This window comes from Hydrococcus rivularis NIES-593, assembly GCF_001904635.1.
In the GTDB taxonomy this organism is placed as follows: domain Bacteria; phylum Cyanobacteriota; class Cyanobacteriia; order Cyanobacteriales; family Microcystaceae; genus Hydrococcus; species Hydrococcus rivularis.
Genome location: NZ_MRCB01000007.1, coordinates 148,498 through 175,162, shown reverse-complemented (window position 1 = coordinate 175,162; position 26,665 = coordinate 148,498). Strand labels below are relative to the sequence as shown.

At 45.7% G+C, this 26,665-nt stretch carries 27 protein-coding genes and 1 tRNA gene; 16 read left to right on the top strand and 12 right to left on the bottom strand.

Going from position 1 to position 26,665, the window contains the following annotated elements:
- Positions 1 to 313: 313 nt before the first annotated feature.
- The 4 genes from NIES593_RS08660 (at position 314) to NIES593_RS08645 (ending at position 2,187) form a co-directional block, all read left to right on the top strand.
- Positions 314 to 583, top strand: coding sequence for a UPF0367 protein family (locus NIES593_RS08660; protein WP_015142341.1), 270 nt, complete (start codon positions 314 to 316; stop codon positions 581 to 583).
- Positions 584 to 732: 149 nt separating this feature from the next.
- Positions 733 to 1,416, top strand: coding sequence for an energy-coupling factor ABC transporter ATP-binding protein (locus NIES593_RS08655; protein ID WP_073599192.1), 684 nt, complete (start codon positions 733 to 735; stop codon positions 1,414 to 1,416).
- Between the two features lie 66 nt (positions 1,417 to 1,482).
- Complete coding sequence (locus NIES593_RS08650; protein ID WP_073599191.1) at positions 1,483 to 2,028, top strand: NYN domain-containing protein; 546 nt, start codon at positions 1,483 to 1,485, stop codon at positions 2,026 to 2,028.
- Between the two features lie 86 nt (positions 2,029 to 2,114).
- Positions 2,115 to 2,187 (top strand) — tRNA-Glu (locus NIES593_RS08645).
- Positions 2,188 to 2,349: 162 nt separating this feature from the next.
- Here NIES593_RS08645 and NIES593_RS08640 read toward each other — a convergent pair.
- The 4 genes from NIES593_RS08640 to NIES593_RS08625 form a co-directional block, all read right to left on the bottom strand.
- The gene (locus NIES593_RS08640) at positions 2,350 to 4,095 is read right to left on the bottom strand and encodes an ABC transporter ATP-binding protein (RefSeq protein WP_073599190.1); all 1,746 of its coding nucleotides are present in this window, start codon (positions 4,093 to 4,095) and stop codon (positions 2,350 to 2,352) included.
- A 20-nt stretch (positions 4,096 to 4,115) separates the two neighbouring features.
- Positions 4,116 to 5,003, bottom strand: coding sequence for a succinate--CoA ligase subunit alpha (locus NIES593_RS08635; RefSeq protein WP_073599189.1), 888 nt, complete (start codon positions 5,001 to 5,003; stop codon positions 4,116 to 4,118).
- Between the two features lie 10 nt (positions 5,004 to 5,013).
- A complete protein-coding gene (locus NIES593_RS08630) occupies positions 5,014 to 6,300 on the bottom strand; it encodes an ATP-grasp domain-containing protein (protein WP_073599188.1) in 1,287 nt (428 codons plus the stop codon).
- A gap of 127 nt (positions 6,301 to 6,427) precedes the next feature.
- A complete protein-coding gene (locus NIES593_RS08625) occupies positions 6,428 to 7,693 on the bottom strand; it encodes an O-antigen ligase family protein (RefSeq protein WP_073599187.1) in 1,266 nt (421 codons plus the stop codon).
- A 266-nt stretch (positions 7,694 to 7,959) separates the two neighbouring features.
- Between NIES593_RS08625 and NIES593_RS08620 the strand changes: the two genes are divergently transcribed.
- From NIES593_RS08620 to NIES593_RS08595, 6 genes are all read left to right on the top strand, one after another.
- On the top strand, positions 7,960 to 8,598 hold the full coding sequence (locus NIES593_RS08620) for a hypothetical protein (protein ID WP_073599186.1): 639 nt from the start codon (positions 7,960 to 7,962) through the stop codon (positions 8,596 to 8,598).
- A gap of 100 nt (positions 8,599 to 8,698) precedes the next feature.
- Positions 8,699 to 9,874, top strand: coding sequence for an endo-1,4-beta-xylanase (locus tag NIES593_RS08615; RefSeq protein WP_073599185.1), 1,176 nt, complete (start codon positions 8,699 to 8,701; stop codon positions 9,872 to 9,874).
- Between the two features lie 310 nt (positions 9,875 to 10,184).
- Positions 10,185 to 10,889 carry a 4'-phosphopantetheinyl transferase family protein gene (locus NIES593_RS08610; RefSeq protein ID WP_073599184.1) on the top strand — a complete coding sequence of 235 codons (705 nt, stop codon included), beginning with the start codon at positions 10,185 to 10,187 and terminating at the stop codon, positions 10,887 to 10,889.
- Positions 10,890 to 11,481: 592 nt separating this feature from the next.
- Complete coding sequence (locus tag NIES593_RS08605; protein ID WP_073599183.1) at positions 11,482 to 12,015, top strand: type IV pilin protein; 534 nt, start codon at positions 11,482 to 11,484, stop codon at positions 12,013 to 12,015.
- Between the two features lie 224 nt (positions 12,016 to 12,239).
- A complete protein-coding gene (locus NIES593_RS08600; protein ID WP_073599182.1) occupies positions 12,240 to 12,761 on the top strand; it encodes a type IV pilin-like G/H family protein in 522 nt (173 codons plus the stop codon).
- A gap of 80 nt (positions 12,762 to 12,841) precedes the next feature.
- Positions 12,842 to 13,612 (top strand): hypothetical protein, encoded by a 771-nt coding sequence (locus NIES593_RS08595; RefSeq protein ID WP_073599181.1) that lies wholly within the window; start codon positions 12,842 to 12,844, stop codon positions 13,610 to 13,612.
- A gap of 222 nt (positions 13,613 to 13,834) precedes the next feature.
- On the opposite strand, the gene NIES593_RS08590 is transcribed toward NIES593_RS08595, so the two are convergent.
- From NIES593_RS08590 to NIES593_RS08575, 4 genes are all read right to left on the bottom strand, one after another.
- On the bottom strand, positions 13,835 to 14,218 hold the full coding sequence (locus NIES593_RS08590) for a coiled-coil domain-containing protein (RefSeq protein WP_073599180.1): 384 nt from the start codon (positions 14,216 to 14,218) through the stop codon (positions 13,835 to 13,837).
- A 555-nt stretch (positions 14,219 to 14,773) separates the two neighbouring features.
- The gene (locus NIES593_RS08585) at positions 14,774 to 15,262 is read right to left on the bottom strand and encodes a TolB family protein (protein WP_083602389.1); all 489 of its coding nucleotides are present in this window, start codon (positions 15,260 to 15,262) and stop codon (positions 14,774 to 14,776) included.
- A 32-nt stretch (positions 15,263 to 15,294) separates the two neighbouring features.
- On the bottom strand, positions 15,295 to 15,810 hold the full coding sequence (locus NIES593_RS08580) for a TolB-like translocation protein (protein WP_175561082.1): 516 nt from the start codon (positions 15,808 to 15,810) through the stop codon (positions 15,295 to 15,297).
- A gap of 71 nt (positions 15,811 to 15,881) precedes the next feature.
- Positions 15,882 to 16,838, bottom strand: coding sequence for a Ycf66 family protein (locus NIES593_RS08575; RefSeq protein ID WP_073599178.1), 957 nt, complete (start codon positions 16,836 to 16,838; stop codon positions 15,882 to 15,884).
- 370 nt (positions 16,839 to 17,208) lie between these two features.
- On the opposite strand from NIES593_RS08575, the gene NIES593_RS08570 reads away from it, so the two are divergent.
- On the top strand, positions 17,209 to 18,516 hold the full coding sequence (locus tag NIES593_RS08570) for a M16 family metallopeptidase (protein ID WP_073599177.1): 1,308 nt from the start codon (positions 17,209 to 17,211) through the stop codon (positions 18,514 to 18,516).
- Between the two features lie 50 nt (positions 18,517 to 18,566).
- Positions 18,567 to 19,436, top strand: a complete 870-nt coding sequence (locus tag NIES593_RS08565) for a fructosamine kinase family protein (protein ID WP_073599176.1) — start codon at positions 18,567 to 18,569, stop codon at positions 19,434 to 19,436.
- A 63-nt stretch (positions 19,437 to 19,499) separates the two neighbouring features.
- Here the strand turns inward: NIES593_RS08565 and rpsU are convergent, their stop codons facing one another.
- Together rpsU and purH are read right to left on the bottom strand one after the other, a co-directional pair.
- On the bottom strand, positions 19,500 to 19,676 hold the full coding sequence (gene rpsU / locus NIES593_RS08560) for a 30S ribosomal protein S21 (protein WP_015142517.1): 177 nt from the start codon (positions 19,674 to 19,676) through the stop codon (positions 19,500 to 19,502).
- Between the two features lie 320 nt (positions 19,677 to 19,996).
- On the bottom strand, positions 19,997 to 21,547 hold the full coding sequence (purH, locus tag NIES593_RS08555; RefSeq protein ID WP_073599175.1) for a bifunctional phosphoribosylaminoimidazolecarboxamide formyltransferase/IMP cyclohydrolase: 1,551 nt from the start codon (positions 21,545 to 21,547) through the stop codon (positions 19,997 to 19,999).
- Positions 21,548 to 22,094: 547 nt separating this feature from the next.
- Between purH and NIES593_RS08550 the strand changes: the two genes are divergently transcribed.
- The 4 genes from NIES593_RS08550 to NIES593_RS08535 all read left to right on the top strand — a co-directional run bounded on the left by NIES593_RS08550 (position 22,095) and on the right by NIES593_RS08535 (position 24,569).
- The gene (locus tag NIES593_RS08550) at positions 22,095 to 22,442 is read left to right on the top strand and encodes a YtxH domain-containing protein (RefSeq protein WP_073599174.1); all 348 of its coding nucleotides are present in this window, start codon (positions 22,095 to 22,097) and stop codon (positions 22,440 to 22,442) included.
- Positions 22,443 to 22,453: 11 nt separating this feature from the next.
- Complete coding sequence (locus NIES593_RS08545) at positions 22,454 to 22,927, top strand: hypothetical protein (protein WP_073599173.1); 474 nt, start codon at positions 22,454 to 22,456, stop codon at positions 22,925 to 22,927.
- A 113-nt stretch (positions 22,928 to 23,040) separates the two neighbouring features.
- Entirely contained in the window at positions 23,041 to 23,847 is an 807-nt protein-coding gene (locus tag NIES593_RS08540) for a TPM domain-containing protein (protein ID WP_073599172.1), read from the top strand.
- Between the two features lie 110 nt (positions 23,848 to 23,957).
- Entirely contained in the window at positions 23,958 to 24,569 is a 612-nt protein-coding gene (locus NIES593_RS08535) for a precorrin-8X methylmutase (protein WP_073599171.1), read from the top strand.
- A gap of 11 nt (positions 24,570 to 24,580) precedes the next feature.
- Here NIES593_RS08535 and NIES593_RS08530 read toward each other — a convergent pair whose 3' ends face one another.
- A complete protein-coding gene (locus tag NIES593_RS08530) occupies positions 24,581 to 25,135 on the bottom strand; it encodes a peroxiredoxin (protein WP_073599170.1) in 555 nt (184 codons plus the stop codon).
- Positions 25,136 to 25,291: 156 nt separating this feature from the next.
- Positions 25,292 to 26,641: a 3-phosphoshikimate 1-carboxyvinyltransferase gene (aroA, locus tag NIES593_RS08525; RefSeq protein ID WP_073599169.1), complete on the bottom strand. Its 1,350-nt coding sequence runs from the start codon at positions 26,639 to 26,641 to the stop codon at positions 25,292 to 25,294.
- Positions 26,642 to 26,665 lie beyond the last annotated feature (24 nt).

Genomic DNA, 26,665 nt, shown 5'->3' with positions numbered 1-26,665 from the left:
CGAGGACGTCAAACCATCCTCTCTGTGCTTGCGCGCGTCCCATTGCTATGGTCATGGCGCAAATCTCCTAATCAATATAAGTACGGGATTTATCGTTTCCCCATTTCGACCCAATCTACCTTTATGAATATGCAAAAGGTTGGACGAAATGTGAGAAAAATTTACTTTTCTTAACTTACACTATATTAAAGGAAACATTCCAAGTTTTCCAGATCGAATCTTAACAAAATCTAAAATTTATCCCCGATCTGACAGGAAAATGAGATGAGTTCTGCCAGATAATCAAATAGAGCAATCGATCCTAGGAGCTTCTATGTACACTATCGACTTAACCTTGAAGTATACGCCGATCCCCGTTTCCGTGCAGCGCAAAGAAGCTGCCGATGCAGAAGCAATCTATCAGAAAATAACCGCAGCAATGCGCTCTAGTGCGCCCCAGCTTATCGAGTTGACCTGTGAAAAACAACCAGAGAAGAAAGTCGCCGTCATGAGCGACCAAATCTGTGCAGTTATTGTTTCTCAGAAAGATAGTGCAGCCGCTACCGGGCGAGTTCCTGGCTTCTTTTCTCTGGCGGAAGGATAAAGTCAGCGACCAGTGATTCGATTTTTGATTTTGGATGTTGGATTTTGGATTGGTCATTTGTTAGTGGTTAGTAGTTGGTCTTTCTTGTCTCCAACTCTCCCACTCCCCAATCCCCCACACTTCCCATCTCCCTTGCCTTCTGAGTTCTAATGACCAATAATCAACCTGCCATTCGAGTTAGAGATTTAAATTTTGGCTGGCATCCAAGCGCTCCCGTACTGCAATCCTGTTCTCTAGAGGTTCCAAAAGGAGAATTTTGGATGTTGTTGGGAACGAATGGAAGCGGCAAATCTACGCTGTTGAGGCTTCTAGCAGGGATATTAACCCCTCAAAGCGGAGAAATTGAGATCGTTCAACCCATAGGGTTTGTTTTTCAAAATCCCGATCATCAGTTAGTCATGCCTACCGTAGGGGCGGATGTAGCCTTTGGGTTGGTGAAAGAGAAGCTTTCGTCGATTGAGGTTCGCTCCAGAGTCAAAGAAGCGCTGGCAGCGGTTAATTTGCTCGATTTGGAACGGCGACCAATTTATGCCCTCAGCGGCGGTCAAAAACAGCGAATTGCTATTGCAGGCGAAATTGCTCGTCATTGCGCGGTGCTTCTGCTTGACGAGCCAACTGCTCTGCTGGATGCGGACACTCAATTAGAATTGGTAGCGCAGGTACAGCGCCTCGTTAAAAATAGAGGATTGACGGCTTTATGGGTAACTCATCGCTTGGATGAGTTAGATTATTGCGACGGCGCTTTTCTGCTAGAGGATGGGAAAGTGGTCGCTAGCGGAGGAGCCGTACACCTCAAACAAATACTTTTGCAATCCAAGGAGCGAGAATCCTAAATTTTTGTTAAAATTAGTAAATGTCATTATTAGTAACGTTAATGAAGAAGGCTTTTATTTATAAAAATGGCTGCTACTTCTGGTGCCCTATTACTTGTTGATGGATATAATATCATCGGCGCTTGGTCTTATCTCAAAAGAACTCGCGATCGGGATGGTTTGGAAGCAGCACGTCGAGAATTAGTAGAAGCGCTCGTTAATTACACGGCTCATGAGGGATGGTTGACGAAAATCGTTTTCGATTCCCACTATCAAAAAACGCCGGGTTCCCAAGAAGACTACACGCCTTCTCTGTCTGTTTACTACACTGCTTTTGCACAAACAGCAGATACCTATATAGAAAAAGTTTGTGCCTCTTTTAAGCATCAGGATTCATCCTCAATTTCTAGGTTAATCGTTGCCACATCAGACCGGGCACAACGCTTGACAGCAATTGGCTATGGCGCGGAATGGATGTCAGCGCAACGTTTAGCTAGTGAAGTAGAGCTAGTATCTTGTCGGATTAGAGCCAAACATAGACCCAAAAAGCAAACCCAGGGTCGTTTTTTATTCAATTGCCTCGATCCACAAGCCCAACAACGCTTATCGCAATGGCGACGAGGCATTTATTAACCGCTATAAAAATTTTTGCAACGTTATTTGTCGATCGTTGACAAGCTATTAAAGATTCGCTAAAGTTAAAAAGGTGTAAATAACAAGCCCCCATCGTCTAGTGGCCTAGGACACCTCCCTTTCACGGAGGCGACAGGGATTCGAATTCCCTTGGGGGTATCTAAGCAAGAGAAGCGAAGTTTCGACTTCACTTCTCTTTATTTATCAGATAGGAAAGATGAGAAGACTTTGGGTTTAAATTGGTCGAACTTCCGTGGGCTTATATCATTTTTCATTCATTAATGACAGAGATAGTCGATCGCGAAAACATGAAAATTGGTATTATTCTAAGATTTCTTCCAATTGATGCTGCTGCCACAGAGACAGATATAGTCCCGATTCTGCTAACAATTCGGCATGAGTTCCGATTTGAACGATTTCTCCTTTATCCATGACAACGATTCTGTCAGCTTGTGCCGCTGCTGATAGCTGATGGGAGATAAAAATGATGGTTTTTTCTTGAGTCGAAGACAGGTTTTGTAAAATCTGAGTGGCTGTCTGATTGTCCACGCTAGAGAGGGCATCGTCCAAAATTAATACGGGCGCATCGATTAATAATGCCCTAGCTAGTGCAGTGCGTTGGCGCTGGCCGCCTGAGAGAGTAATTCCGCGCTCTCCGACGATAGTTTCGTATTTTTGCGGAAAATTAAGAATTTCATTGTGAATTTGTGCGATTTTGGCGACTCGTTCGACATCGGATAGCTCCTTGAGCGGATCGCCGTAGCGGATGTTATCTTTGATGGTGGTGCTGAAGAGAAAACTATCTTGGGGAACGTAAGAGATGGCCCGTCGCAAGTCCGATAATTTAATCTGAGTAATATCCCAGTCATCTAAGAATAACTGTCCAGGCGAGATATCGAGCAAGCGGGGGATAGCATTTGCCAGAGTGGATTTGCCGCAGCCAATCGGTCCGACGATCGCGATCGTTTCGCCGGCTTGGATGGTAAGATTGAGATTCGTTAAGGCAGGCAGGCTCGCTCCCGGATAAGTATAGCTGAGTTGACGCGCCGCGATCGCGCCTCGAACTCGTTCTAGCGGCAAAGAAATACTCTCGGACGTATCTCGAATCTTTGGCTGTACTTGAAAAATGGCTTCTATGCGATCGATGCTAACTTCCCCTCGCTGATAGGCAGTAATAGTAAAGCCCAACAGTGCTGTGGGAAAGACTAACTGTTCGACTAAAATCAGGAGAGCCACAAAATCGCCAACAGTAATAACCCCGCGAGCAATTTCTTTGGTTCCAAAGGCGAGCAAAATTAAAAAACTGACGTAAGACAGGGCTTCTACTAGAGGAAAAAGGACGTTGCGAGTTTGGGCAAGCTTGAGATTTGCCGTCAATAATTGCTGATTTTTTTGGCGAAAAGCACGGCGTTCGTTTTCCTCTTGGGCATAGATTTTAATCAATGCCATCCCGCTAGTATCTTCTTGGATTAACTCGCTGAGGTCAGAGAGTCTTTCTTGAACGTCTCGCTGTTGTTCCTGCAACTGCCTGCTGAACAGCTGTACTGCCAGCAGCATGAACGGATAAACCGCGATTGCCTCTAACGTTAAAGGAACGTCGATGGCGAGCATAGCTGGCAGTCTTAAGCCATAGGCAAAGATAGTGTTGATTAAGCTCAAAATGGCAAACCCCACTAAGCGACGAATGCTATCGACATCGCTAGTGGCTCGATTCATCAAATCTCCCGATGTATTGACAGAAAAATAAGTGGGTTCGAGAGAGAGGAGATGTTGAAAAATGCCTTGCTTGAGTTCAAATTCTACTTGGCGACCCACGCCAAAGATCGTAATGCGAGATACCATGCGAATGAACCACATTACCGAGGCGAGAATCAGAATCTGCCAGACAAAACGCCAAATCGGCTCGAAGCCAAACGCCTTGCGCAAGTCGTCAATGCTATCTCGAATGAGTAGGGGAATGTAGACTCCCAGGGCATTGACAATTAATAAAGCCAAGATGCCCAATAACATCAAGCGCCAGTGGGGACGCAAGTATATTCCCAGTCGTTTTAACCGCGAAGTTGCCATTTGCTTGCAGGCTTTTGATTTTACTTAAGGATTGTTTGCACCAGTTTTGGAATTTCAGAAGGGCGTTTAGCGATATTAACTTTCGCTTGTTTGAGAGCGGCAATGGTTTGTTTCTCGGCGCTAGTTGCTCGAGAAGCTTGAGAGAGCTGAGTAGCAACAATTGTCGTTGCATCGCCAAAGCTTCTTTCTACTGGAGCCTGAAGTCCGGCAATGTAGGCAATGACAGGTTTTTTAATGGCAGAAGCAATGTAGTTAGCCGCCGCAATTTCGGTACTGCCGTCCGGTTGTCCCAGGAGAACGATCGCTTCGGTACTGTCGTCTTCTTCCAAAATTTGCAGCCATTGCTCGAAATTCGCGCCAATAATCCCATCCGTTCCCAGACTAACGGCAATAGACTGTCCGAGTCCGGCTTGGGTAAGGCAGAAGGCAACTTCGTCGCTGAGGCTGTCGATTCTACTAATCAATCCTATATTACCGGGCGTATAAAAGTGGGGTTCGCAAATGCCCAACCAGAGTTTGTCGGGAATAATCAGTCCGTGACTGCCCGAACCAAGAATGAAGGTGTTAGTTGCCCGTGCTTTTGAGAGTAGAGAAACCATGTCTAGGGGGGGAACGCCGCAAGTCACAATAATAATTCGTTCGATTCGAGCTGCGATCGCTTCTAAAGCGGCATCTAAAACCTCGTAGGCATCAACAAAAATAAGACTTATCTCGATTTCTCCAACTTCATCAATAGCTTCCTCGACCAAATCGAAAATAGGGATCTCATTCGCCTGCTGCCCTCCTCGACCAACGCTAACCCCAGCCACAACGTTCGTTCCATAGGCTTTCATTCGGGCTGCATAATGCGACCCTAAGGGAGTGGCAATTCCCTGTATAAGAACTTTACTGTCTGGCATCCACTGCATAATTTCTAGTTTATTTCGATTTGGCTATGGAGAGCGTCTGCGCGATCGCGTCATCTAAGTCATCTGTCAAGAAGACGGGCATAGTGGTTAGGCGTTCTTTAACCGATTCGCTCTCTCCTGCGCCAAGGCGGATGACAAATTGAGGAGGTTCGTTCGCTTGTGACTTGCCCGAACGCGACTGAAGGTTCCGCAATCGTCTTGGAGACACTGCGCTGGTTGCTCTTGGCGCTCTCTCTTCGCTCGTCCGCTCTGCGGTTTGTCCGATGTGCGGTTGTAGATAATCGGCGAGCGCTTGTCCTAACATTTCTATGGCTTCGACACTGCCTAACAGATTTACTAACACTACTTTGAGTCCCTTTACCTCTAACGCCAGCTCTATTGCCTCCCCTAATTGTTGAGTTAAAGTCCCATCGGGCAGCCATTTCCCGTTGGTTGCCTCGCCCACGATTAGGCAGCAAGCGGGTTTGCCTTTATCTTGAACGATTAAATCCCAAGTTGCCATGGCTAGCCCCAAGCTATTGGAGAGAATCCCGATATTTCCCTTTTCATCGATCCGATCTAGCCATCGAGGTTCTGGGATCTCAATTGCAGATGAAGGCGCTTCCAATTCGCTAGAAGGCTTTTGAGAAGGCTGTTTTTTCGAGACAGTCAGCCTCTCGATATCTAAATGGCGTTTGATGGCACTATCATTGACGGTAATTTTGCCATCGAGAGCCATAAGTTCCCCGTCAGCACTGACCCCTAGCGGATTTATCTCCACCAGATCCAAATCTTTTTCGCTAAAGAGATGGTAAATCTTCTCGATAATCGCGCTGACAGACTGGATTAACGCGCCTCGGAGTCCCATTTTAATCGCCAACCGCCGCGCGTAGAAGGGGGAAAAGTCTTCGTCGATAACGACTTTTTGCATGTGCTCCAGTAAGGTGTCGAGATCGATTCCTCCCCTGGTCGAACCGAGTAACACGGGGCGTTTTAGCTGATAGTCGAGCAACACGGCCAGAAAAAATTCCTGTTGGGCATCGTAGCGAGCTTCTGCCAGGATGAATTCGGGGTATTCTCCCATAATAGGCAAATTAAAAATGGTTCGCGCTGCCGCGATCGCGTCGATCGTATTTTCTACGAAGCGAATCCCACCTGCCCTTCCTCTGCCTCCCGCTCGAACCTGGGATTTGAGAACGACTGGATAGCGAATTTGCAGCCGTTTTAGTTCGCTGGGGTCGGCGATGGTTTGCGATGGCAAAATAGGAATGCCGATCTGATGAAATAATTCTTTGGCTTGATATTCGAGTAAATCCATTTTTTTAAGGACTTTTCCTTATTTTCCCATCTTAAATTACTGGCTGGGAACTCCCGTTACCGCCGTAGGCTTAACGGGAGAGGAAAGCGCGCCCTCCAGTAAACTTTACAGGTCGATCTGTCAACGCTTACCCGCTATGTTTTTTGAACGCTATATCAGAACTATCTGGTTGCACTAATATAGTTGCAATATACAAAATCCAGTTAATGCTGTTATATTCTAAAACTCTTGTCTCGGCTAGGTTAGTTAAGATTGTATAGCTCAGAAATATTAAAAGCCAAAAATATCTAGCATCGCGAGTAATGCGAATCCAGAACAGAGAGCGTACAAAGCTAGCAAGAAACAAAAGTATATAGATTGACGTTCCTATAACGCCGAAAATTAGCAACAATTCCAGCAGTCCATTGTGAGGATGGGTAGGTTCCCAACCAAGAGCGTACCAGACGTAGGCTGCGTCGCTATCAAATCCTTGCCAAAAACCGCTGTATCCATAGCCTAACCAAGGGCGTGCTAGAATGCTTTCCCAGATAAAAGGCCACATATCCGTGCGACCAGTTAAGGTCGGATCTTTTCCCATTGCCCTTAGTAAGTTATCAAAATTATCTATCAACCCTATTCCTATACTGGTAACGACTCCCACTACCCCGATTAACCCAGGAATCATTAAGTCGTAATACCATCTTAAAGCGCTGCACATATGTAAAATAACGAACAGACAAACAAAAGCTACTAGCGCACTTTTTGAGCTTGAAAGCAATATTAAAAGAAAGGAAAAAATCAAGCCCAGCCATTTAGCGATTCGTCCAGACTTGCCGCTTTTAAGAGAAACTAAAAATAGCATGGAACTTAAGGTCATCATAGAACCCAGCCCATTTTTATGTAGATAAATCCCTCGCCACGCGCCTTCATGCAGTCCGCTCATCATTCCGAATCTTGGCAAGGCGATCGCGAACAAAAAACTGAGAAAGATTGCCAAGCCAAATGTATATAATAAAATCTTTAATTGCTCTTTAAAGCTATAACGAGTAGCAAAGTAGATGCCAAAAATAGTCGTTCCCCATAGGGCGACACAGCGACGCAAAGTAACGACTGGAAATCTAGACCAAAGAGCGGAGAGGAGAATAAGCGATAGGAGGCTAACTAATAGGAATAAAATTAATTTGTCTGTTTTGAGTAACTGATTTACAACCAGCTTCCAGCGTCCAAGAACTAATAAGAGCGATATTCCCTGGATTGCCAGGAAAATTAGTTGCTCTATGGGACTAGAAACGTCTGGCGAGAGAGCGTTTTGATCCACATCGGCTAACTGTACGACCTTAAGGATCCCTCCAGTAAAAAGAAGCAGAGAAACAATAACGAAACCGATTTCAGCAACCTTGACAAGGGATTTCATTCTAGGTTATGGCTTTAGAGAAAACCTCAACCTATTTTTCTAGGTAAATTGAGGTTAAATCAATATGTTGACACAGACGAATTACTAATTCAACAGCACACAAAACAAAAATATAGTAGAGCAACTTTAAACAGTTAACAAAAAAAATAAATAGTATTTTGTTCGCCGTTTACTTGACAATTTGTTCTATAGTAACTACTCTAGCTTTTTGGTCAAAATATAGCTCTTAATGTATACGTTTTTATGTATACGTAATTATTTATATCATGAAAATTGCTGACAAAACTTCGATGCAAAGGAGTCAGCCGAGTTTTGACTTCCAGCCCATTAAGTTCGATCGGCGCGATCTCGCGATCGCAATTGTTTTGATCTTATGCGCCGGACTTGCCTCGTATCAGGGTTCTCTGCTGGCTCAATCGGTCGAGCAGAGGGATAATATTTGGTTTGCAGGAGATAGCGCGCTTGTCTTCACTCAAGTGACCAGTCCCGAAAGCGATGTTTATCGGCGAGTCAGACATCCTTGGTTTCCAATCCTAGCTCCCGCTCTGGTTTATTTTCTAAAAATTACATCTGGTGTCGATTCGTATACGGCATGGAGCTTGGTCACGGCAGGCGTGGCTTCTCTTTGGATTGGCATGCTGTTCGTCCTGTTGAGGTTAATCGGTTGCCGTCAACTCGATGCCGCGATCTTTAGCATCCTAGCAGGAACCAGTGCCTCGGCAATATTTGGGTTTGTTGCGCCAGAGTGCTATCCGATGAGTTCCATAACCATGTTAATCGGGCTGCTCTTTGCCGCGATCGTTCAATACCGCAAGCTGTCGATACTCTGGTACGCAGTTGCCACTTCACTAACCTTGAGCATGTCAGTCACTAATGGGTTCCCAGGTTTCGTTCTCTCGCGTTAGTGCTATCCTGTTTGCTGATTGTCTGCATGGGAGTCAATAATCTTGGGCAGTTTCAGAAAGCGCTGGAGTACCTTCATAACTATTTATCTTCTTGAGTGTAATGTCTATTAGACGATTGGCAACGAGGCGAAACTTTATCTTGGGTCTTGGTGCCTTGGCAGGAGCGAGCATCGCAGTAGCGGGAAAATCTACCTCTACATACGTGAAGAACCTGATTCATACGAGTCGATATGAGTCGAGAGACTTTACAACGGTTGGAAATGCCCCGCTGCGCGATCGCGCGGCAGCTAAAGGCTTAATTTACGGCGCGGTAGGAGATTATTTGCCGCTGTCAACCGATAAAAACTATGCAACCAGTTTTGCGCGAGAGTGTGGCATGCTCGTATCGGGGGAGCTGAAATGGTATTTCATCCGCCCCACGCCCGATAGTTTTGATTTTACTAAAAGCGATTGGGTCGCTAAATTTGCTCGTGCTAGTGGCATGCATTTTCGCGGTCATACCCTAGTCTGGCATATTTCCTTGCCCGACTGGTTTGAAGAGACAGTTAACCGTCAAAATGCCGAGGGATTTTTAGTCGAGCACATTAAAACGGTAGTCGGACATTACGCCGGACAAATACATTCCTGGGACGTACTCAACGAAGCGATCGAACCCAACGACGGACGACCCGACGGTCTGCGCAAAACGCCATGGCTGGAATTTCTAGGCGAAGATTATCTCGATCTAGTCTTCCGCGTCGCTGCCGAAACTGACCCGCAAGCGCTTTTGGTCTATAACGATTTTGGAATGGACTACGACAATCCTAGAGATGAGGCGAGGAGAATTGCTATTTTGAAGCTATTAGAGCGTTTAAAATCGAAAGGAACGCCAGTCCATGCCCTAGGGATTCAAGCTCATCTGTGGGCAGACGCGACTGATTTTAACCCCAAAAAACTGCGCGATTTCCTAAGTCAGGTCGCCAGTCTGGGTTTGAAAATCTTGATTACAGAACTAGATGTAGCAGACCACAGATTGCCCCCAGATGTAAAGTTGCGCGATCGCGTCGTTGCTGGAGTCTATGAAGATTATCTCTCAGTCGTACTCGACGAGCCAGCCGTTATTGCCATCATCACTTGGGGATTGAGCGATCGCTATAGCTGGATGCCCGAATATCACCCTCGCCCCGACGGTTTGCCCTTGCGCCCCCATCCCTTGGACAAACACTTCCAACCCAAATTAGCTTGGAACGCTATGGCTCGTGCTTTCGATCGCGCCCCCATGCGTTCAGACAAATGACGGAGGCACGGGGGGAGACAATGGAAGTCGGAAGTCGGAAGTCGGAAGTCGGAAGTAGGGAAGACTGGGGCGACGATTAACCGCTAACTAAGTAGGTAAACATAATTATTTTATAGATCGTAGTGTGAGCGTCTCGCTCGCCCGCGAGCAAGATACTCGCACTACATTATTTGATCTTTAATTATGATGACTTATCCCATTTTTCATTCGCCCTCACCCCCAACCCCTCTCCCAAATAGGGAGAGGGGAGAAGAATGTCGATCGCGAAAACCTGAAAATTGGTATTACTTAATCCCCAATCCAAAATCCAATGACAAAAAAGGTCGATCTTTGGTTGGTAAATCTGGACTTGAGCGCAGACAAGATTGAAGAACTTGCCCACATCCTCTCGGCAGACGAGAAAGCTAGGGCGGAGCGATTTTATTTCCAGCAACATCGGCATCGTTATATTGTTGCTCGCGGCACGCTGAGGAGGATTTTAGGGCATTATTTGGCGATCGCACCCAATCGGATCGAGTTTGAGTATAGTTCTCGCGGCAAACCCAAATTAGCCCAAAGCTTCGGCGCTAATGGGATGCAGTTTAATTTATCTCACTCACAAGATTTGGCTTTATATGGATTTGCGCGCGATCGCGCCATCGGCGTAGATTTAGAATATATACGTCCGATAACCGACGCTCAAACGATCGCCCAACGCTTTTTTTCGGCGCGGGAATCGGCGATTATTGACGCTTTGCCAGAGTCAGAGAGGCTAATGGCATTCTTTCGCGGTTGGACGGCAAAGGAAGCTTATTTAAAAGCGACTGGCGACGGGTTGGCAGGTTCTTTAGATCGGGTAGAAGTTTCTCTCGCGCCCAACGAACCGATGCGTTTGCTCGCTATCGACGGCGACGTGCAAGCAGCTGCCCGATGGCATTTGCATGCGATCGCTCCTGCTACTAATTATGTTGCTACCGTAGCGGTAGAAGGTCAATCCAATTCGCAATTGACAATTCGCAATTGGCAATTGTCATAACAGATCTATAAACTTGGTAGGTTGCGTTGAACGAAAGTGAAACCCAACGAAACTTTAATGTGTGTCGGGTTTTTCGTGTCTCTCATATTAAGTTGCCGTCAAAAATATTACTTATCATCCTGGGCGTAACGAAGTGAAGCGAAGGATTTCAGGGATTCTAACCGGATTTGATATTACCTGTCATTGAAGAGCGAAGCGCGAAGAATCTCAATGTCGCGCTAGGTTTCGAGATATGAGGGCTAGCTACGCTCCGTTGGGCATAACATTAGAAGCTGGTTGAGTGACAAATCTTTGTCCCCTCATCCCTAAATCCCTTCTCCCACAAAGGGCGAAGGGACTTCAGGCAAAAGTCTTAACTTAAGAGCCACTCTCCCAGAGAGGGAGAGGGGTTGGGGTGAGGACATTTGAGTTCTGTCACTCAACCAGCATTAGATGAGCAATCATTTATGCAACAGATCTATTACTTGTCGAGGGATTCTTTATAAATCAATTCAAAAAATTTTTTTGGGGGTGATATGAAATTAGATCGCTCTGGGTAAGTTCTATTTAGAAGAGAAAAAACAAACCCCTACCGAAAAAGGACAAAAAAACCATGAATTCTCAATTCAAAGCCAACTTACTCAAAGTTTTAGCTAACAAAAAATCTAACAAAGGTTTCACTCTAATCGAACTTCTAGTTGTTGTAATTATTATCGGTGTACTCGCTGCTGTTGCTCTGCCCAACCTCCTCGGTCAAGTTGGTAAAGCTAGAGAAACTGAAGGTAAGAATGGTATCGGTACTATTAACCGTGCTCAGCAAGCGTACCACTTTGAAAAGCAATCTTTTGCTTCAGCACTTACTGATGCTAACTTGCAAGCTAACAATATTCTGGGCGTAACCGTTGATAGTCAATATTATAACTTCTCAACCGCCGCAGGTACCAATAGCAGCGTTACTCAACAAGCAGCTTCCACAGATGCTCCTAAGAATGGAACTCGCAGTTATGCTGGTGGTGTAGGCTTTGACAGTACCAATGGAGTTTACGCAAACGTTGTTTGTCAATCTGACCAAATCACTAACACCGCACCTTCAGTTACGGCTGCTATGGCTCCCGTTTGTCCCAGTGGAAGCACTGCGCTTAAGTAAACTAAGCTAGCGTAATGAGACAAGTTTGAAAATTACTTAAATCAAAACAGATCTAATTTATAAGCATCAGGTAAACATGTAAATTGACCTGATGCTTTTTATTGTTTAAAATAATTTAAATAGCTCGAACAAATTGCAATAAATAAAATGATATATTCTGTCAAAAAAATGGGTAATTTTTACATAGAAAGCAACAACAAAAGAAAATATATTTGAATTTAAATATGAGTTACACTAAGATTAAGATTAATCTACAATTACTAAAATATCTCTTGTGTAATAGAGAACGCGATCGGGGATTTACTCTTATAGAACTTTTAGTTGTGATAATTATTTTAGGAATTCTAGTTGCAGTCAGTCTTCCTAACTTTATCACTCAAATCGGTAAATCTAGAGAAACTGAAGCTAAAAATAACCTCGGTGCTATTGCTCGTTCTCAACAAGCCTATCACTTCGAGAAACAAGCTTTTGCTACCGATCTAAGTTATTTAACTATTAATGGAAGTTTTGCCTCGAAATACTATAACTTACCCAATCCAGCAACAGCTAATGATACTATAGTTAAGCATCAGGCAATTGCACTTAACCCCAATAGCGATCGTGTTAGAAATTATGCAATAGGAGTATATTATAATGCTGGTTTGTTTAATATGTTCTTTTGCCAAAGTCTAGATGTTGGCATAGCTGTTGACGTACCTGATACAACTAGCGGAGTTTGCACCAACAACGGGATTAGGTTAGAGTAAGCATTTGTGAAAATTGCTATCTAGATAGAATATAAACTTATTCTTATATTTTAAATAAGGTAGTGAAGATAAAGTGAAATATGAAAAATAATAAACTGCTATTATTCTTGCGCTATCTTACCCCGTTATTTTGTCTGGCGGGAATTATTTATTTACAAACTTCACATATTCAAACAAAACAATCTCAGACAGGAGAAGATGCTTTAAAAGAAGAACAATCTACTCAAGTTTTCCTAAACTTACAAAAGAATATGCCTTCCTTTGGGTTTAACAATTTAATCGCAGACTGGAATTTTCTTGGATTCATTCAATATTTTGGAGATGGAAAAGCTCGCAAGCAAACCGGATATTCTTTAATTCCTAATTTTTTTGAAATAATGGTCGATCGCGATCCTCGCTTCATTCAAGCATATTTACAAATGTCTACTGCTAACTCAATTTATGCAGGTAGACCAGATAAAACCGTCACTTTTATGAATCGGGTTCTAGAATCAGTTTCTCCTAAAACTTTTCCTCTTTCGATTTATATCTGGATCTATAAAGGTGTAGATGAAATCTTGTTCTTAGGAGATTTAAAAGCAGCGCGACATTCCTACCAAATGGCATCCAATTGGGCAAGTATTCAAGGCAATGAATTTATGGCAAACCAAACTCGCGCAACAGCCGAATACTTAGCAACTAACCCAGATCCTAGAAAAGCTCAAGTTTCTGCTTGGATGACGATTCTAACAACAACTCCAGACCAAAAAACTCAGCAGTATACTATTGATAAGATTAAGTCTTTGGGTGCCGAGATTAGTGTTACACCAGAAGGCAAATTGCAAGTCATAACACCTTCTAGCTGGGAGTAATTGATAATCTTTTTTCGTTACAGGGAAAAATAGTGTGAGCGTCTCGCTCACGTATAATAAGACGCGAACAAGACAGCTTTGCGCCCCTCCAGCGATAGCGAAGGATCTTTCGCACTACGTTTAATACTTATTAAATTTAATGGAAAAGCAGCGCGATCGCTTGCTCTAATTAATCACTGTAGGGAAAGATGCGAGTAATGCTCGTATAGCTAGCGATCGCGTCTACGGATTGCCAACCAAACCAAACAGCTTGGCAAAACCGCCGAGGATAGTAAGTATCAGCCCAACAAAAATCCCTCGGTTGATAAATTCAGTCGAGTCCAACCGCTTGCTCAATCCATCAGTTTTCTCGCCTAATGTCTTAATTTCTCCCGATAGTTTTTCATCAAGCGCTTTAATATCTCCTTTTAATTGTGCTTCAGTCCTAGCAACAGATTCATTGAGAACCTTTATATTTCCTCTTAGTTCGGCTTCTGTCCTGGCTACAGAGACTTTCAACTCGCTAACATCTTTGGCAACACCATCTATCTTCTGCTCTAACCTATCTAACTTTTGCTCGAATTTAGTAAAAATTTCTTTTAAATCTGATTCAATCGCTACGCTCATGTTGCCCGCCAGCTTGACAATTTATTGTTATTTATATTTTAGACTTAAAAATTAGAGGGATGCGATCGCAGAAATCATAAAAACTCTCATAGATTGCGATCGCTCTAATCAATAATTATAGAGAAATGCGATCGCGTCTACGGATTACCAACCAAACTAAATAGTTTGGCAAAACCGTCGAGGATACAGATACTTTTAAATTTCTATAAGGTAATGTTAAAGCATTTCTATATATTACCTGACTTTTTTGGCGGACAGAAGATAGCTAGCTTCTTAAATTTCTTTATTTATACCGTTAAAAACTTTAGTAATAATAATCATCAAAAACAAAAGAGGAGGTAAGCTTTGCTTATCTCCTCCCCCTCTTTCTTATCTACAATTATCTTCATTCGCCCTCACTCCCAACCCCTCTCCCAATTGGGGAGAGGGGAGAAGAATGTCGATCGCGAAAACCTGAAAATTGGTATAACTGGAGGGCTGCTGAAACTACCTGGGCTTTTGGAAAGCCCGCACTGTACCGCCGTACCGCCCGTCGAGAAGACGCTACTCGATAAATTATCTGGCATTGCCGGGAATATTAAGCAGCTGTCCGTTGCGATCGCAAACCAAAATATCCCACTGACCGTTTTTAGCGACTTCAAAGGCAATCCGGGAACCATCGGTGCTAATAGTCGGATTTCTCACTTCTGCTGGCAAATTTTCTGTTAAATTGCGTTTTTGCTGCGTTTCGCGATCGTAGAGATAAATATCTGCTCGTCCCTGACGGCTTCCTGCAAAAACAATATAGCGACCGTCTTCAGAAATGGCGGGATGAGAGGCGATCTCGTCGAGGGTATTGAGTCCCGGCAAATCGATTAGTTGCCGTCTGCGAGCGTCAAACAGATAGACATCCTGGGAACCATTGCGATCCGACACAAAAACAATATACGGCGCATTCACTTGGGGAGATAATTCCGAGTTGGGGCTATTCAAACTTCGCCCTCCCGGATCGAAGGGAAAGTTAAGGAAGCGGGGATAGCCAGTACAACTGCTTAACAAACTCATCAGAACAACAATTGAAACTAAAACAGGGCGCTTCACGTTGGCAGATTTTTTTGAGGGTTCTCTACTGGAGTGCCATCTGGAATATCTAACTCGATTAAAGGACCGCGATCGAGTACTTCGATATCCCATTGTCCTCGACGAGAGGTTTCAAACACAATATAGCGACCGTCTGGGCTAATTTGGGGATTTCTCACCCAACTGCGATACCCTTGAGTTACCAATTCCGAACGTTTAGTTATTCGGTCGTATAGAACGATATCTGGTCGTCCCTGAAGGCTGGCGATATAGACGATATAACGAGCTGTACGACTCAGACTGGGACTTTCAGCAATGACATCGCTGCGGTTGAGTCCTGAAGGATTGTCATATCGCTCCTCTTGGAGATTGTAGAGCAAAATTTGATTGCTTCCATTGCGATTGGAAACAAAAGCCAACCAGCGACCATCTCCGCTCAATGCTGGCTGCTCGTCGTTATAACGACTATTGAGAGTAGCTGGACCCACCTGACGAGGAGCGATGCCGCAAGATGCCAGCAAGCCAATCAGAATCCCTGCCGCTCCCCAGACAATCGGGCGAAGGAAATGAACGCTGGGAATAGAACGTGTCACCGCGATCGCAATCAGTAATCGAATCGCACGGGATTATCGCGATTTTCTACTTCTTCGTCTGAGTAGGATTCGCCTAAATCGGTGCCGCGCGAGGAGTTGCGATTTCCTTGAGAAGCGCTACGCGGCTCGCGCTCTGGCTCTCTCTCCGGTCTGGATTTAGAAGGCTCTTGCTCCCAATCGGGGCGATCGCGTTCTGACTCGTCTATGGGTTGATAATCCACATAATCTGTAGGAATGGATTCTGTATCTTCATAGGGAGTTCCACCCAGATCCGAAGGACGCGGACGACGCTTTCTCGGAGGCGCGGAATAGCTTTGGGAAACATCACTTTCTCGACGAGGACGGCGAGGACGAGTAGCTTGGGGGCTTTCTTCCCAATTCTCTTGCGTATCTTCCCAAACGTCGTAATGACTGCTCGTCGGTTCGGCAGTCGGACGAGGGCGACGCTTGCGGGAAGCTTCTCTGTATTCGTCGTAGCGTTCGGACGAGCGACGGCTTCTTTGAGAGCGGGGTTCTTCGGTCTCGTAGCTCGAAGTGCGGCTAGAGCGAGCATCTTCAGAACCCCTTAAGCTGCGGCGCTTACCTTCGTAATAATCTTCTTCCTCGTAAGGTTCTAGACGATCTAACTCGGCTTCTGTATAGACGCGTGTTTTACTAACCGGACGCTTTTCGACAATTGGCGTATTGCGTTTGGCTTGCTCTACCGTCGCGCCGCGCAAGCGCACTGCCTCTACTGCAAAAAAGATTGCCGTTCCCGTTAGGAGAAACTGACCGAATTGGAGAATAGGATCGAGCCGCCATCCATTAAATAATAGAATCAGACCGCACAACAAGCCGACGGCAGCAAAAAAGATATCATAGTCTCTCGACAGTTCTGGACGAATGGAGCGCACGAAATAAAGTCCTACTCCAGCGACTGCCAGAAAAATTCCTAATATAGCGGCTGAGTTCAGCCCAAAATTAACCATTATCGCTCTCCGTTCTTCTTTTTTGGCCCTAAGTGCCGCGGATTTTCTCCGATTTCCGAAACACTTGCCTCTCTGGCTTGGAAACCTTCGCTATAGCGTTAGATTACTATAGGCGAGGATAGACATGACTTCTAGCCTGGAATCAGTTTAGAAAAAATCCCTCTGAAACGGGACTTAATGCTCGCACATCAATTATAGGCGATATGCGAACTACCGACATTGACCCGAGCGGGTACGGTCTGGGCTTTTAACTTGACCGGACTTTCCCCTGGCTCAAGCCTGCGAGGTTTTCAATGATTTCTAATGAGGATAGGAATTCCCGCGCGGTTTCTTTAAGATAGAAAAGTAAGGACAAAATGATAAATCGCCCATGACCTCTATTTTGCTCAAATCTCCAACACTAACGATGCCAAAAATTTGTCAACTGCCGAATGGCTTGACAATTATAGCCGAACAGATGCCGGTAGAAGCCGTAAATCTGAATGTATGGCTCAACGTGGGTTCGGTCATGGAAGCGGACGAAATTAACGGGATGGCTCACTTTTTAGAGCATATGGTGTTTAAGGGAACTCCCCGACTCGGAAGTGGAGAGTTTGAGCGCTTTATCGAAGAAAGAGGAGCGGTTACGAATGCAGCAACGAGCCAAGAATATACCCACTACTACATCACGACGGCTCCCAGAGATTTTGCCGAACTGGCTCCTTTGCAGTTAGATGTCATCCTTAACCCCAGCATTCCCGACGCGGCTTTCGAGAGAGAGCGATTGGTGGTGCTAGAAGAAATTCGTCGTTCGGAGGACAATCCCCGTCGTCGCACTTTTTACAGAGCCATGGAAACCTGTTTTGAAAGCTTGCCCTATCGCCGTCCGGTTTTGGGTCCTGCTTCAGTTATCGAGAAGCTAATCCCTCAACAAATGCGAGACTTTCACGCCTACTGGTATCGTCCCCAATCGATGACGGCTGTTGTCGTGGGCAATCTGCCTGTAGAGGAGTCGATCGATATTGTGGCAAAAGGATTTTTAGAAGTCGGAGGTTGTCGAGATGCCAGAGATCGCGTCTGTAGAGAGGTCCCAAGTCAGAGTTCGCAATTTCTAACTCCCGAACCGCCTTTTAGAGACATCGTGCGCCGAGAATTCGTCGATGATAGCCTACAACAATCGCGTTTAGTCATGACGTGGCGAGTTCCCGGACTGACAGATCTTTCCCAAACCTACGCGCTGGACGTTTTGGCGGTCATTTTAGGACAGGGTAAGGTGTCTCGGCTATTTCGAGATCTCAGAGAGGAACGAGGACTGGTATCGCAGGTGGGGGCGAGCAATATGACTCAGGGAGTACAGGGCGTTTTTTATATTTCAGCCCAATTGCCGACAGAAAATATTTCTGAAGTAGAAGCCGCGATCGCCGAACACATTCGTAAAATTCAAACAGAGTCGGTGACGGAAGCAGAACTTGCTCGCATTCGTACCCAGGTCGCCAATCGCTTTATTTTTAGCAATGAAAGACCGAGCGATCGCGCTAATCTCTATGGTTACTACTACTCTCAGTTACGAGATTTAGAACCCGCCCTCAATTATCCTGCCTATATCCAATCTCTCGAAGTTGCCGATATCCAAGCCGCAGCCCAACGCTATCTCGATCCGGATGCTTATGGCATAGTCGTCATGAAACCTACTGCTTAAGAAGAAAAAAATAAATTTGTCTTTTAACTTTTACCTTTTGCCTTGTAATAATGTGGAATCAGATTGCCGATCGCATTTCTCAAGTTACTGGAGAAAAGTTTCAGGTTAAGGAGCGCCGTTCTGTCAGCGGTGGCTGCATCAATCAAGGTTATGCACTGATAGGGAATGGATCGACATACTTCGTCAAACTCAATCAAGCCTCCCAGGTCGATATGTTTGAAGCAGAAGCCCTGGGATTGAAACAAATGCTCTCAACTCATACGATTCGCGTTCCCGTGCCGATTTGTTGGGGAGTGATAGATCGTTCTAGCTATCTGGTGATGGAATGGCTTGAATTTGGAAGCCCAACGACTCGCGCTTGGGAACAGATGGGTCGCCAACTGGCTGCTATGCATCAAGCGGGCGGTTCTGCTAAGTTTGGTTGGGAGCGCAATAATACGATTGGATCGACGCCACAAATCAATACTTGGACGGAAAACTGGGCAGATTTTTTTGCCGAACACCGCATTGGCTACCAGTTACAACTCGCCAAGCGTCGAGGCGGGAGTCTTCCGGATTATTTTCAAGTGGTAGAAGTCGTCAGAGAGCATCTAGCCGATAGAACTCCCAAACCGTCTTTGGTACACGGCGACTTATGGTCGGGGAATGCGGCTGTAACGAGTGCGGGAGAACCCGTTATTCTAGATCCTGCTACTTATTATGGCGATCGCGAAGTAGATATTGCCATGACCGAACTCTTCGGCGGTTTTCCAGCCGCTTTTTATCGCGGCTACAATGAAGTTTTTCCTTTAGAGGAGGGCTATCAACAACGCAAAACCCTCTACAATCTTTACCACATCCTCAATCACTTCAATCTTTTTGGTGGAGGATATGGTTCCCAAGCCAATCGAATGCTTCAACAAATTCTTTCTGGCAAGTAAAGGGTAATGGGTTATTGCTAAGTTATCAAATCTCTCCCATTACCGATTTAACCATTTATTTAATTAACGAAAACGCTTTTTGCGACGGGCTACAGCTTTCCGCTTTTTCTTTTCAATGGGAGTCTCGAAGTGGCGACGACGCTTAATATCTGCAAAAATTCCCGCTTTAGAGACTTGACGCTTAAAGCGGCGCAAGGCTGATTCAATATTTTCGTTTTGTCCTACAACCACCTGGGTCATTCAGTTTCCTCCTAAAACATTAGACTTGTCAGTAAAAAACGCGGGTGATGTTTGTTTGTTTGACGATTGGGAGAAGGTTTCGATCGAGCTATTGTCATAAAGCGTCAAAAATAGTCGAGGATAGGATACCCCCGACCTCCAGTCGGCTTTCTTTTTTAATACTGATTTTTCTTCTCCTCTGCAATCTTAACACGAGACGATTAATCTCTGAGAAATTGAGGGAGAGAGGTTTTTCCTATTCTCATACAGACATTCCATCGAACTAAATCCGCCATCGCACGGCGGATATTGTCTATACGACTCCCGATTTTCCAACAACATCAATGCAAGAAATGACGGATGCCAGTCAACACCATCACTAGCCCTAACTCGTTAGCAGCCTTAATAGAATCTTTATCCCTCAAAGAACCTCCCGGTTGAACGATGGCTACAATTCCGGCTGTGGCAGCCGTCCGCACTGAATCATCAAAGGGAAAGAATCCATCGCTAGCTAGAAATCCGCCTTTAGCTTTCTCTCCCGCTTGTTCGAGGGCAATTTTAACCGAACCGACGCGATTCATCTGTCCGGCTCCGACTCCCAAGGTCGCGCGATTTTTGGTTACAACAATAGCATTGGATTTAACGTGCTTGGCGACTTTCCAAGCAAACAGCAATTCCGCCATTTGTTCTGGGGTGGGTTGCTTTTGGGTGACGATTTGCCAACTATCGGGACTATCGATAACATCATCGGACGCTTGGACTAAAATCCCTCCCGCGATGACTTTTGCCGTGTGCTTGGGACCGCTTTTTAAATCTGGCAGAATTAACACCCTCAGATTGGATTTTGTGGCTAGAATTTCTTGGGCTTCTGACTCGCATCCCGGTGCTACTATACATTCTAAAAATGTTTTGGTCAGTGCTTTCGCTGTTGCAGCGTCGATGGGTTGATTGAGTGCGACAATCCCTCCAAAAGCTGAGGTAGAGTCGGCATTGAAAGCTTTTTGATAGGCTTCGGCTAGCGTCGTTCCGACAGCCACGCCGCAGGGATTGGTGTGCTTGAGAATAGCGGCAGCGGGTTCTTTAGGGTCGAATTCGACGATAATGCGCCGTGCGGCTTCTAAATCTACCAGATTATTGTAGCTGAGTTCTTTTCCTTGCAGTTTTGTTGCAGCCGCCCATCCTGACGGTTGCGTTCCGGTTTTATACCAACTGGCGCTTTGATGGGGATTTTCTCCGTAGCGGAGGGATTGTAATTCTTCTCCAGTAAGGCTGAAACGAGTTGGAAGGGGACTTTCTGCTTTGGCGGCGAGACTGGCCAAGTAAGATGCGATCGCGCCATCATAAGCATTAGTCAGCGCAAAGGTTTCCTCTGCCATTTTTCGACGAAACGCTAGAGAAGTATCTCCATTATTTTGGCGTAATTCCTGAAGATAGAGATCGTAATGTTTAGGATTTGACAAAACTGTCACATGGGCGAAGTTTTTCGCCGCCGCACGTAACATTGCTGGACCTCCGATATCAATCTGCTCGATCGCTTGTTGCTCGGTTACATCGGGCTTGGAAATTGTCTGCTCGAAAGGATAGAGATTTACTATCACCAAATCTAAAGGACGGATTTGGTTCGCTTCCATATCTACCACATCACCGGGAACATCTCGCCGCCCTAAAATTCCCCCATGGATGCGAGGATGAAGGGTTTTGACTCTTCCTCCCAAAATCTCTGGAGATCCCGTGTAGTCACTCACTTTGGTAACGGGCAATCCCGCTGCTTTTAAGGCATTGGCAGTTCCTCCACTGCTAATTAACTCAAATCTAAACTCTTCTACCAGTTGACGAGCCAGATCGATCAGCCCCGTCTTATCAGATACACTTAGCAGCGCTAAACGTGCCATAACAAAACTATCTCCCACAATCTTAGTTGATTCATAAAAATTGTAGTGCGGGAGATCCTTCCCTAGCCCCTTCGCTATTCATCAATAGACTTGACTAAATCTTGAAAACCAAAAAAGTCTTAAAAATTCTAGTAAATCAGTATGAGTTTTTTAAGATCTCCAAAAGACTCTTTGATTTAAATCAAAACTTTTAGTGATAATTGCAATTGATTTTAGTTATTCTCGATCGATCTTGCAGTTTTTAGAAAAAATTGAAAATTTTAAACGAAGTATATTTTGTGCATTTAAGTTGCCTTTTTACAAGCGCTATAATAACTATTAAAAAATAATGGCTTTGGTTGATAGCGAATCTTTAAATGACCATAGGATCGCGAGCGACTGTAAAGCGTTGCCAGACAAAAAAATTGAGGAAGATGGGGGATAGGAAATGGGGCTGGCTGGGGAATGGAGAGAGCGTTATTTCTAGAAAGGAAAACTAATTCTCAGTAAAAGCTCATCTTAGTGCGAAAATCTGCATAAAATTGGTGTTAAGCATAGAGGCGAGAAAATGAAAAAAGGTAACGGAGGAGCATTTCTGGCAGGAATGCTAGTGGGTGGTGCGATTGGTACGATAGCGGGACTGTTAATCGCCCCGCGTTCTGGCAAAGAAACGCGACGAATTTTAAAGAAATCGGCTGATGCTCTGCCAGAGTTAGCAGAAGATCTATCTACGAGCGTACAACTCCAAGCCGATCGCTTATCGGAGTCGGCTATGCGAAACTGGAATGAGACGCTCGATCGTCTTAAAGAAGCGATCGCGGCTGGGATTGAAGCCAGCCAGATAGAAGCGCAAGAACGCCAACAACCTCGCCAAGTTACCGTCGATACGAATTCCTCAGAAAATCATCATTTGTAGGCTACTAAAGCGTGAGCGATCCTATATTTTGGCTTGGACTTTCCATTTTACTGGTAGCCGTCAGTTTGACGGCTGTATTGATTGCTGCCCTCCCTGCTTTGCAAGAACTCGCACGGGCAGCTCGCAGTGCGGAAAAACTCTTCGATACTCTCAGACGAGAATTTCCACCGACGCTCGAAGCCATTCGTTTGACGGGATTAGAAATTAGCGAGCTGACGGACGATATCAATGATGGCGTTAAAAGCGCCTCCGGCGTTGTCAAGCAAGTCGATCTCAGCCTTAGCAGTGCCAGAAAGCAGATTAGTAAAGTCCAAATAGGGACTCATAGCGTCGTCGCTGGCGTAAAAGCAGCTTGGCAAACTTGGAATGGCTATCCCGAACGTCGGAAAAATCGTTCGAGCGATCGCTTGAACCCCTCTGGGCAAGAGCCGTTTGAGGTTCGCGATCGCTCGCGCTCCGAGCCAGAGGCACAAGACACAGAGTAAATATTGCTGGCTTCGATGGTTTGACTTCTAACTCAATATCAGTAATCTTAAAATAAAGTAAACAAGTGTAAAGAAACTCAGAGTTTAATTTAAAGTCTTTAGTCAAAATTGCCATGCAAAATTCTTGGATTCAGCGGCTCTCAATCGTTATAGTCGCCTGTTGTTTAACCTTATTGACTTGGGTCGTTGCCCCAGCCCCAGCGCGTGCGGTCAACAATCCAGAGCTATTGCCCGATACGGTTACTCCCGTGGTCGATCTTGCCAATTACCTTCCCAAACTTCAGGAAGAATCTTTGATTAAACATATCAATGAGTTTGAGGCGCAGACTGGCTGGAAACTCAGGGTACTGACTCAGTACGATCGCTCTCCCGGAAGAGCGGTAATTAATTTCTGGGGGCTGGACGATAAAAGCATCCTTCTAGTCGCCGACGGGCGGGGAGGAAATCTGCTCGCTTTCAGCATCGGCGATGCCGTCTACGAACTCCTGCCCCGTACCTTCTGGATCGAATTACAAGCTCGCTTCGGGAATATGTACTTCGTGCGAGACAATGGCGAAAATAACGCGATCGCCCAATCCTTAGAAACCGTTGAAAATTGTTTGCTTAGAGGAGGCTGTCGCGTCGTTCCCGGGCTGCCGAGGGAACAGTGGATCCTCACGCTCGCTACTTCAATCGCAGGCGGGATCGTTTGCGGACTGGCAGCAATTCCCCGCAAAGAAGGACAAAAATTTGCTTGGCAATGGGTTTTGATTATGTCGCCGCTGTGGGGGATTTTATTTATTTCCTTTGGCATTGGACCGGTAGTCAGCCGGACTTCGGATTGGTTGCCGCTATTTCGCAACGTCATCGGTTTTGCGCTCGGAGGATTGGTTGCCTATCTCTCGCCGCTAGTCAATCAACCAACTGCTTCAAAAACTTAAGGAATCAAAATGAACGGCGAGCGGCGATCGCTTAGCCATTAAGATAACTGTACGGGCGATTCGCCAATCGCCCCTACCGATAACGAATAGCAGATAACCGATAATTCATGATGGAATGGCACGTAACAGACGCGCAAAGTCTGGCGATCGTCGATAGCGAAATCGGCGATACAGAATTAGCTCCTGCCGAATATGAAATAGTGCGTCGCGTTATTTACGCAACGGCTGATTTTGAATATAAGTCTTTGATTCGATTTTCTGAGAAGGCACTTCAGGCAGGAGCTGCTGCTTTAGCTGCCCGCACCACTATAATCGTTGACGTACCAATGGTGCAGGTCGGGATCTTGACAAACTTGCAAAAAACCTTTGCCAATCCAGTCTATTGCAGTATGGAAACCAGTACTCGACCTCAAAAAGAAAAGACACAGGCAGCCTGGGGGATGGAAACCTTAGCCAGACGCTATCCAGAAGCGATTTTCGTTATCGGACAATCTCAAACTGCCTTAGCAGGTTTAGTCGAATTAGTCAAGCAAAATGCGATTAAACCTGCTTTGGCGATCGGCACGCCATCGGGCTTTATTGGCGTAGACGAAGCAAAAGCCCAATTAAAAGCGTCTTCAATTCCCTACATCAGCGTTGACGGTCGCAAAGGGAGTTCCGTGGTGGCGGTAGCCATTGTCAATGGATTGATCGATCTAGCTTGGCAGATTTACGGGCAATAGAATCTTAACACTCACGAGTTAGCTGCCTGTAATTCATCGAGACGGGCTAGCACTTCAGCACTGTGAATAGCAGGTCTAACTCCCAAAAAGCGCTCCCGCAAAATCCCTTGCGGATCGATTAAGTAAGTATGGCGAACAGACATCGAACCCAGCCAAGAACCATACGCTTTACTCACTTCACCCGTTATATCGGCAAGCAGAGGAAATTTGAGACCTTCTGAGTCGCAGAATTCGCTATGGGAATCGACATCATCGGCACTAACTCCTAGAATTTGAACGTTTCTGGCTTGGTATTTCGGCAGATCTTCTTGGAAGCGGCGGGCTTCTAGCGTACAGCCAGGGGTAAAGTCTTTGGGATAGAAATACAAGACAACCCATTGGCCTCGATAATCAGATAGAGAGATGTTGCCATCGCCTGTATTGGAAGGCAAGGTAAAATCTGGAGCCAGTTGGTTGAGGGGAGGCTGTTGACCGCCCAAGGCCAGGGCGCTGGAAATTGACTGATACCAACCGAGAAAAACAAGACAGCTTGCTAGTATAAGCGTAAAGAAAGTACGTCGAGACATGATAGCGATTCACCTTTTTTCCAAATATACTCCTCCAGTCTCACTCGCCGCCAGGATTCGTTGCATCCAGTCGAGAGAGCCTCTGGCATGATAATCCCTTGAGTGTTTTGAGAAATCTCTTGAGAAAGAAGTTTTTTTAATGACGAATTGTTGCGGTCAATTCCTGCAAACTGCTTGCAGCGTACTGACAAATTCGGGATAAGAAATCGCCGCCGCTTCTGCACGATGAATCGTGGTCGTACCTTGGGCGTTGAGAGCAGCGATCGCGAGACTCATGGCAATGCGATGATCGGTATAACTATCTACTTCCGTTCCCTTGAGAGGGGTGCCGCCAGCAATTTCTAACCCATCGGAGAGTTCGGTAATTCTAGCTCCCATACGATTCAATTGTGTGGCAATAGCAGCAAGGCGATCGCTTTCTTTAACTCTTAATTCCGCCGCATCGCGAATAATCGTCGTTCCTCGCGCGAAGACTGCCGCTACCGCTAAAATCGGAATTTCGTCGATGAGACGAGGAATTAAATTGCCTTCAATCGTACAAGCCTTTAACTGGCGCGATCGCACTCGTAAATCCGCCACGGGTTCGCCTGTAACCGTTCGCTTATTTTCTAGTCGAATATCGGCTCCCATCATCTCTAAGACTTCTAAAATCCCCGTGCGCGTTGGATTGATGCCGACATTTTCAATCAGCAATTCAGAACTGGGAACGATGGATGCAGCGACTAACCAAAAAGCCGCAGAACTGATATCTCCCGGTACGATGACTCGCTGACCTTGCAAGGTGGCGGGACCGATGACGGTGACGCTGTGGGTTTCGGGATCGATCTCCAATTGTGCCCCGAACGCTTGTAACATTCGCTCGCTGTGATCGCGGGAGAGAGACGGTTCGGTGATGGTAGTTTTCCCTTCTGTCATTAATCCTGCTAGGAGAAGGCAGGATTTGACTTGAGCCGAAGCGATGGGAGAATGATAATGGCTGGGTTTGAGTTGCTGTCCTCGAACTGCCAGAGGTGCCAGGGAATTGTCTTTTCGTCCCCAGATTTGCGCTCCCATTTGTTGCAGAGGTTTGATAACGCGGGACATAGGACGCGATCGCAGCGAACTATCTCCCGTTACGGTAAAAAAGCGATCTCGATGGGAAGCTAGCAATCCCAGCATCAGGCGAATCGTCGTTCCCGAATTTCGGGCATTCAAAACATCTTGGGGTTCTTGTAAATTTCCCAGTCCGATGCCTTTGACAATGACTTTCTCAGTATTTAATGGAGAAATTTCTGCCCCCATCGCCTGAAAACAACTTGCCGTACTGCGCGGATCTTCGCCCAAAAGCAGTCCTTCGATAGTGGTTTCTCCAGAGGCGATCGCACCTAACATCAAGGCGCGATGGGAGATAGATTTATCGCCGGGAACCGCGATCTTTCCGCCCACAGACAGTCCAGAAGGCGGTGGAGAGATCGATAAATCTTGCTGCGCGATCGCGTCATGTAGGGTAACGATAGGAGATGGCATGACAGGAATAGGAAAATTGAGATA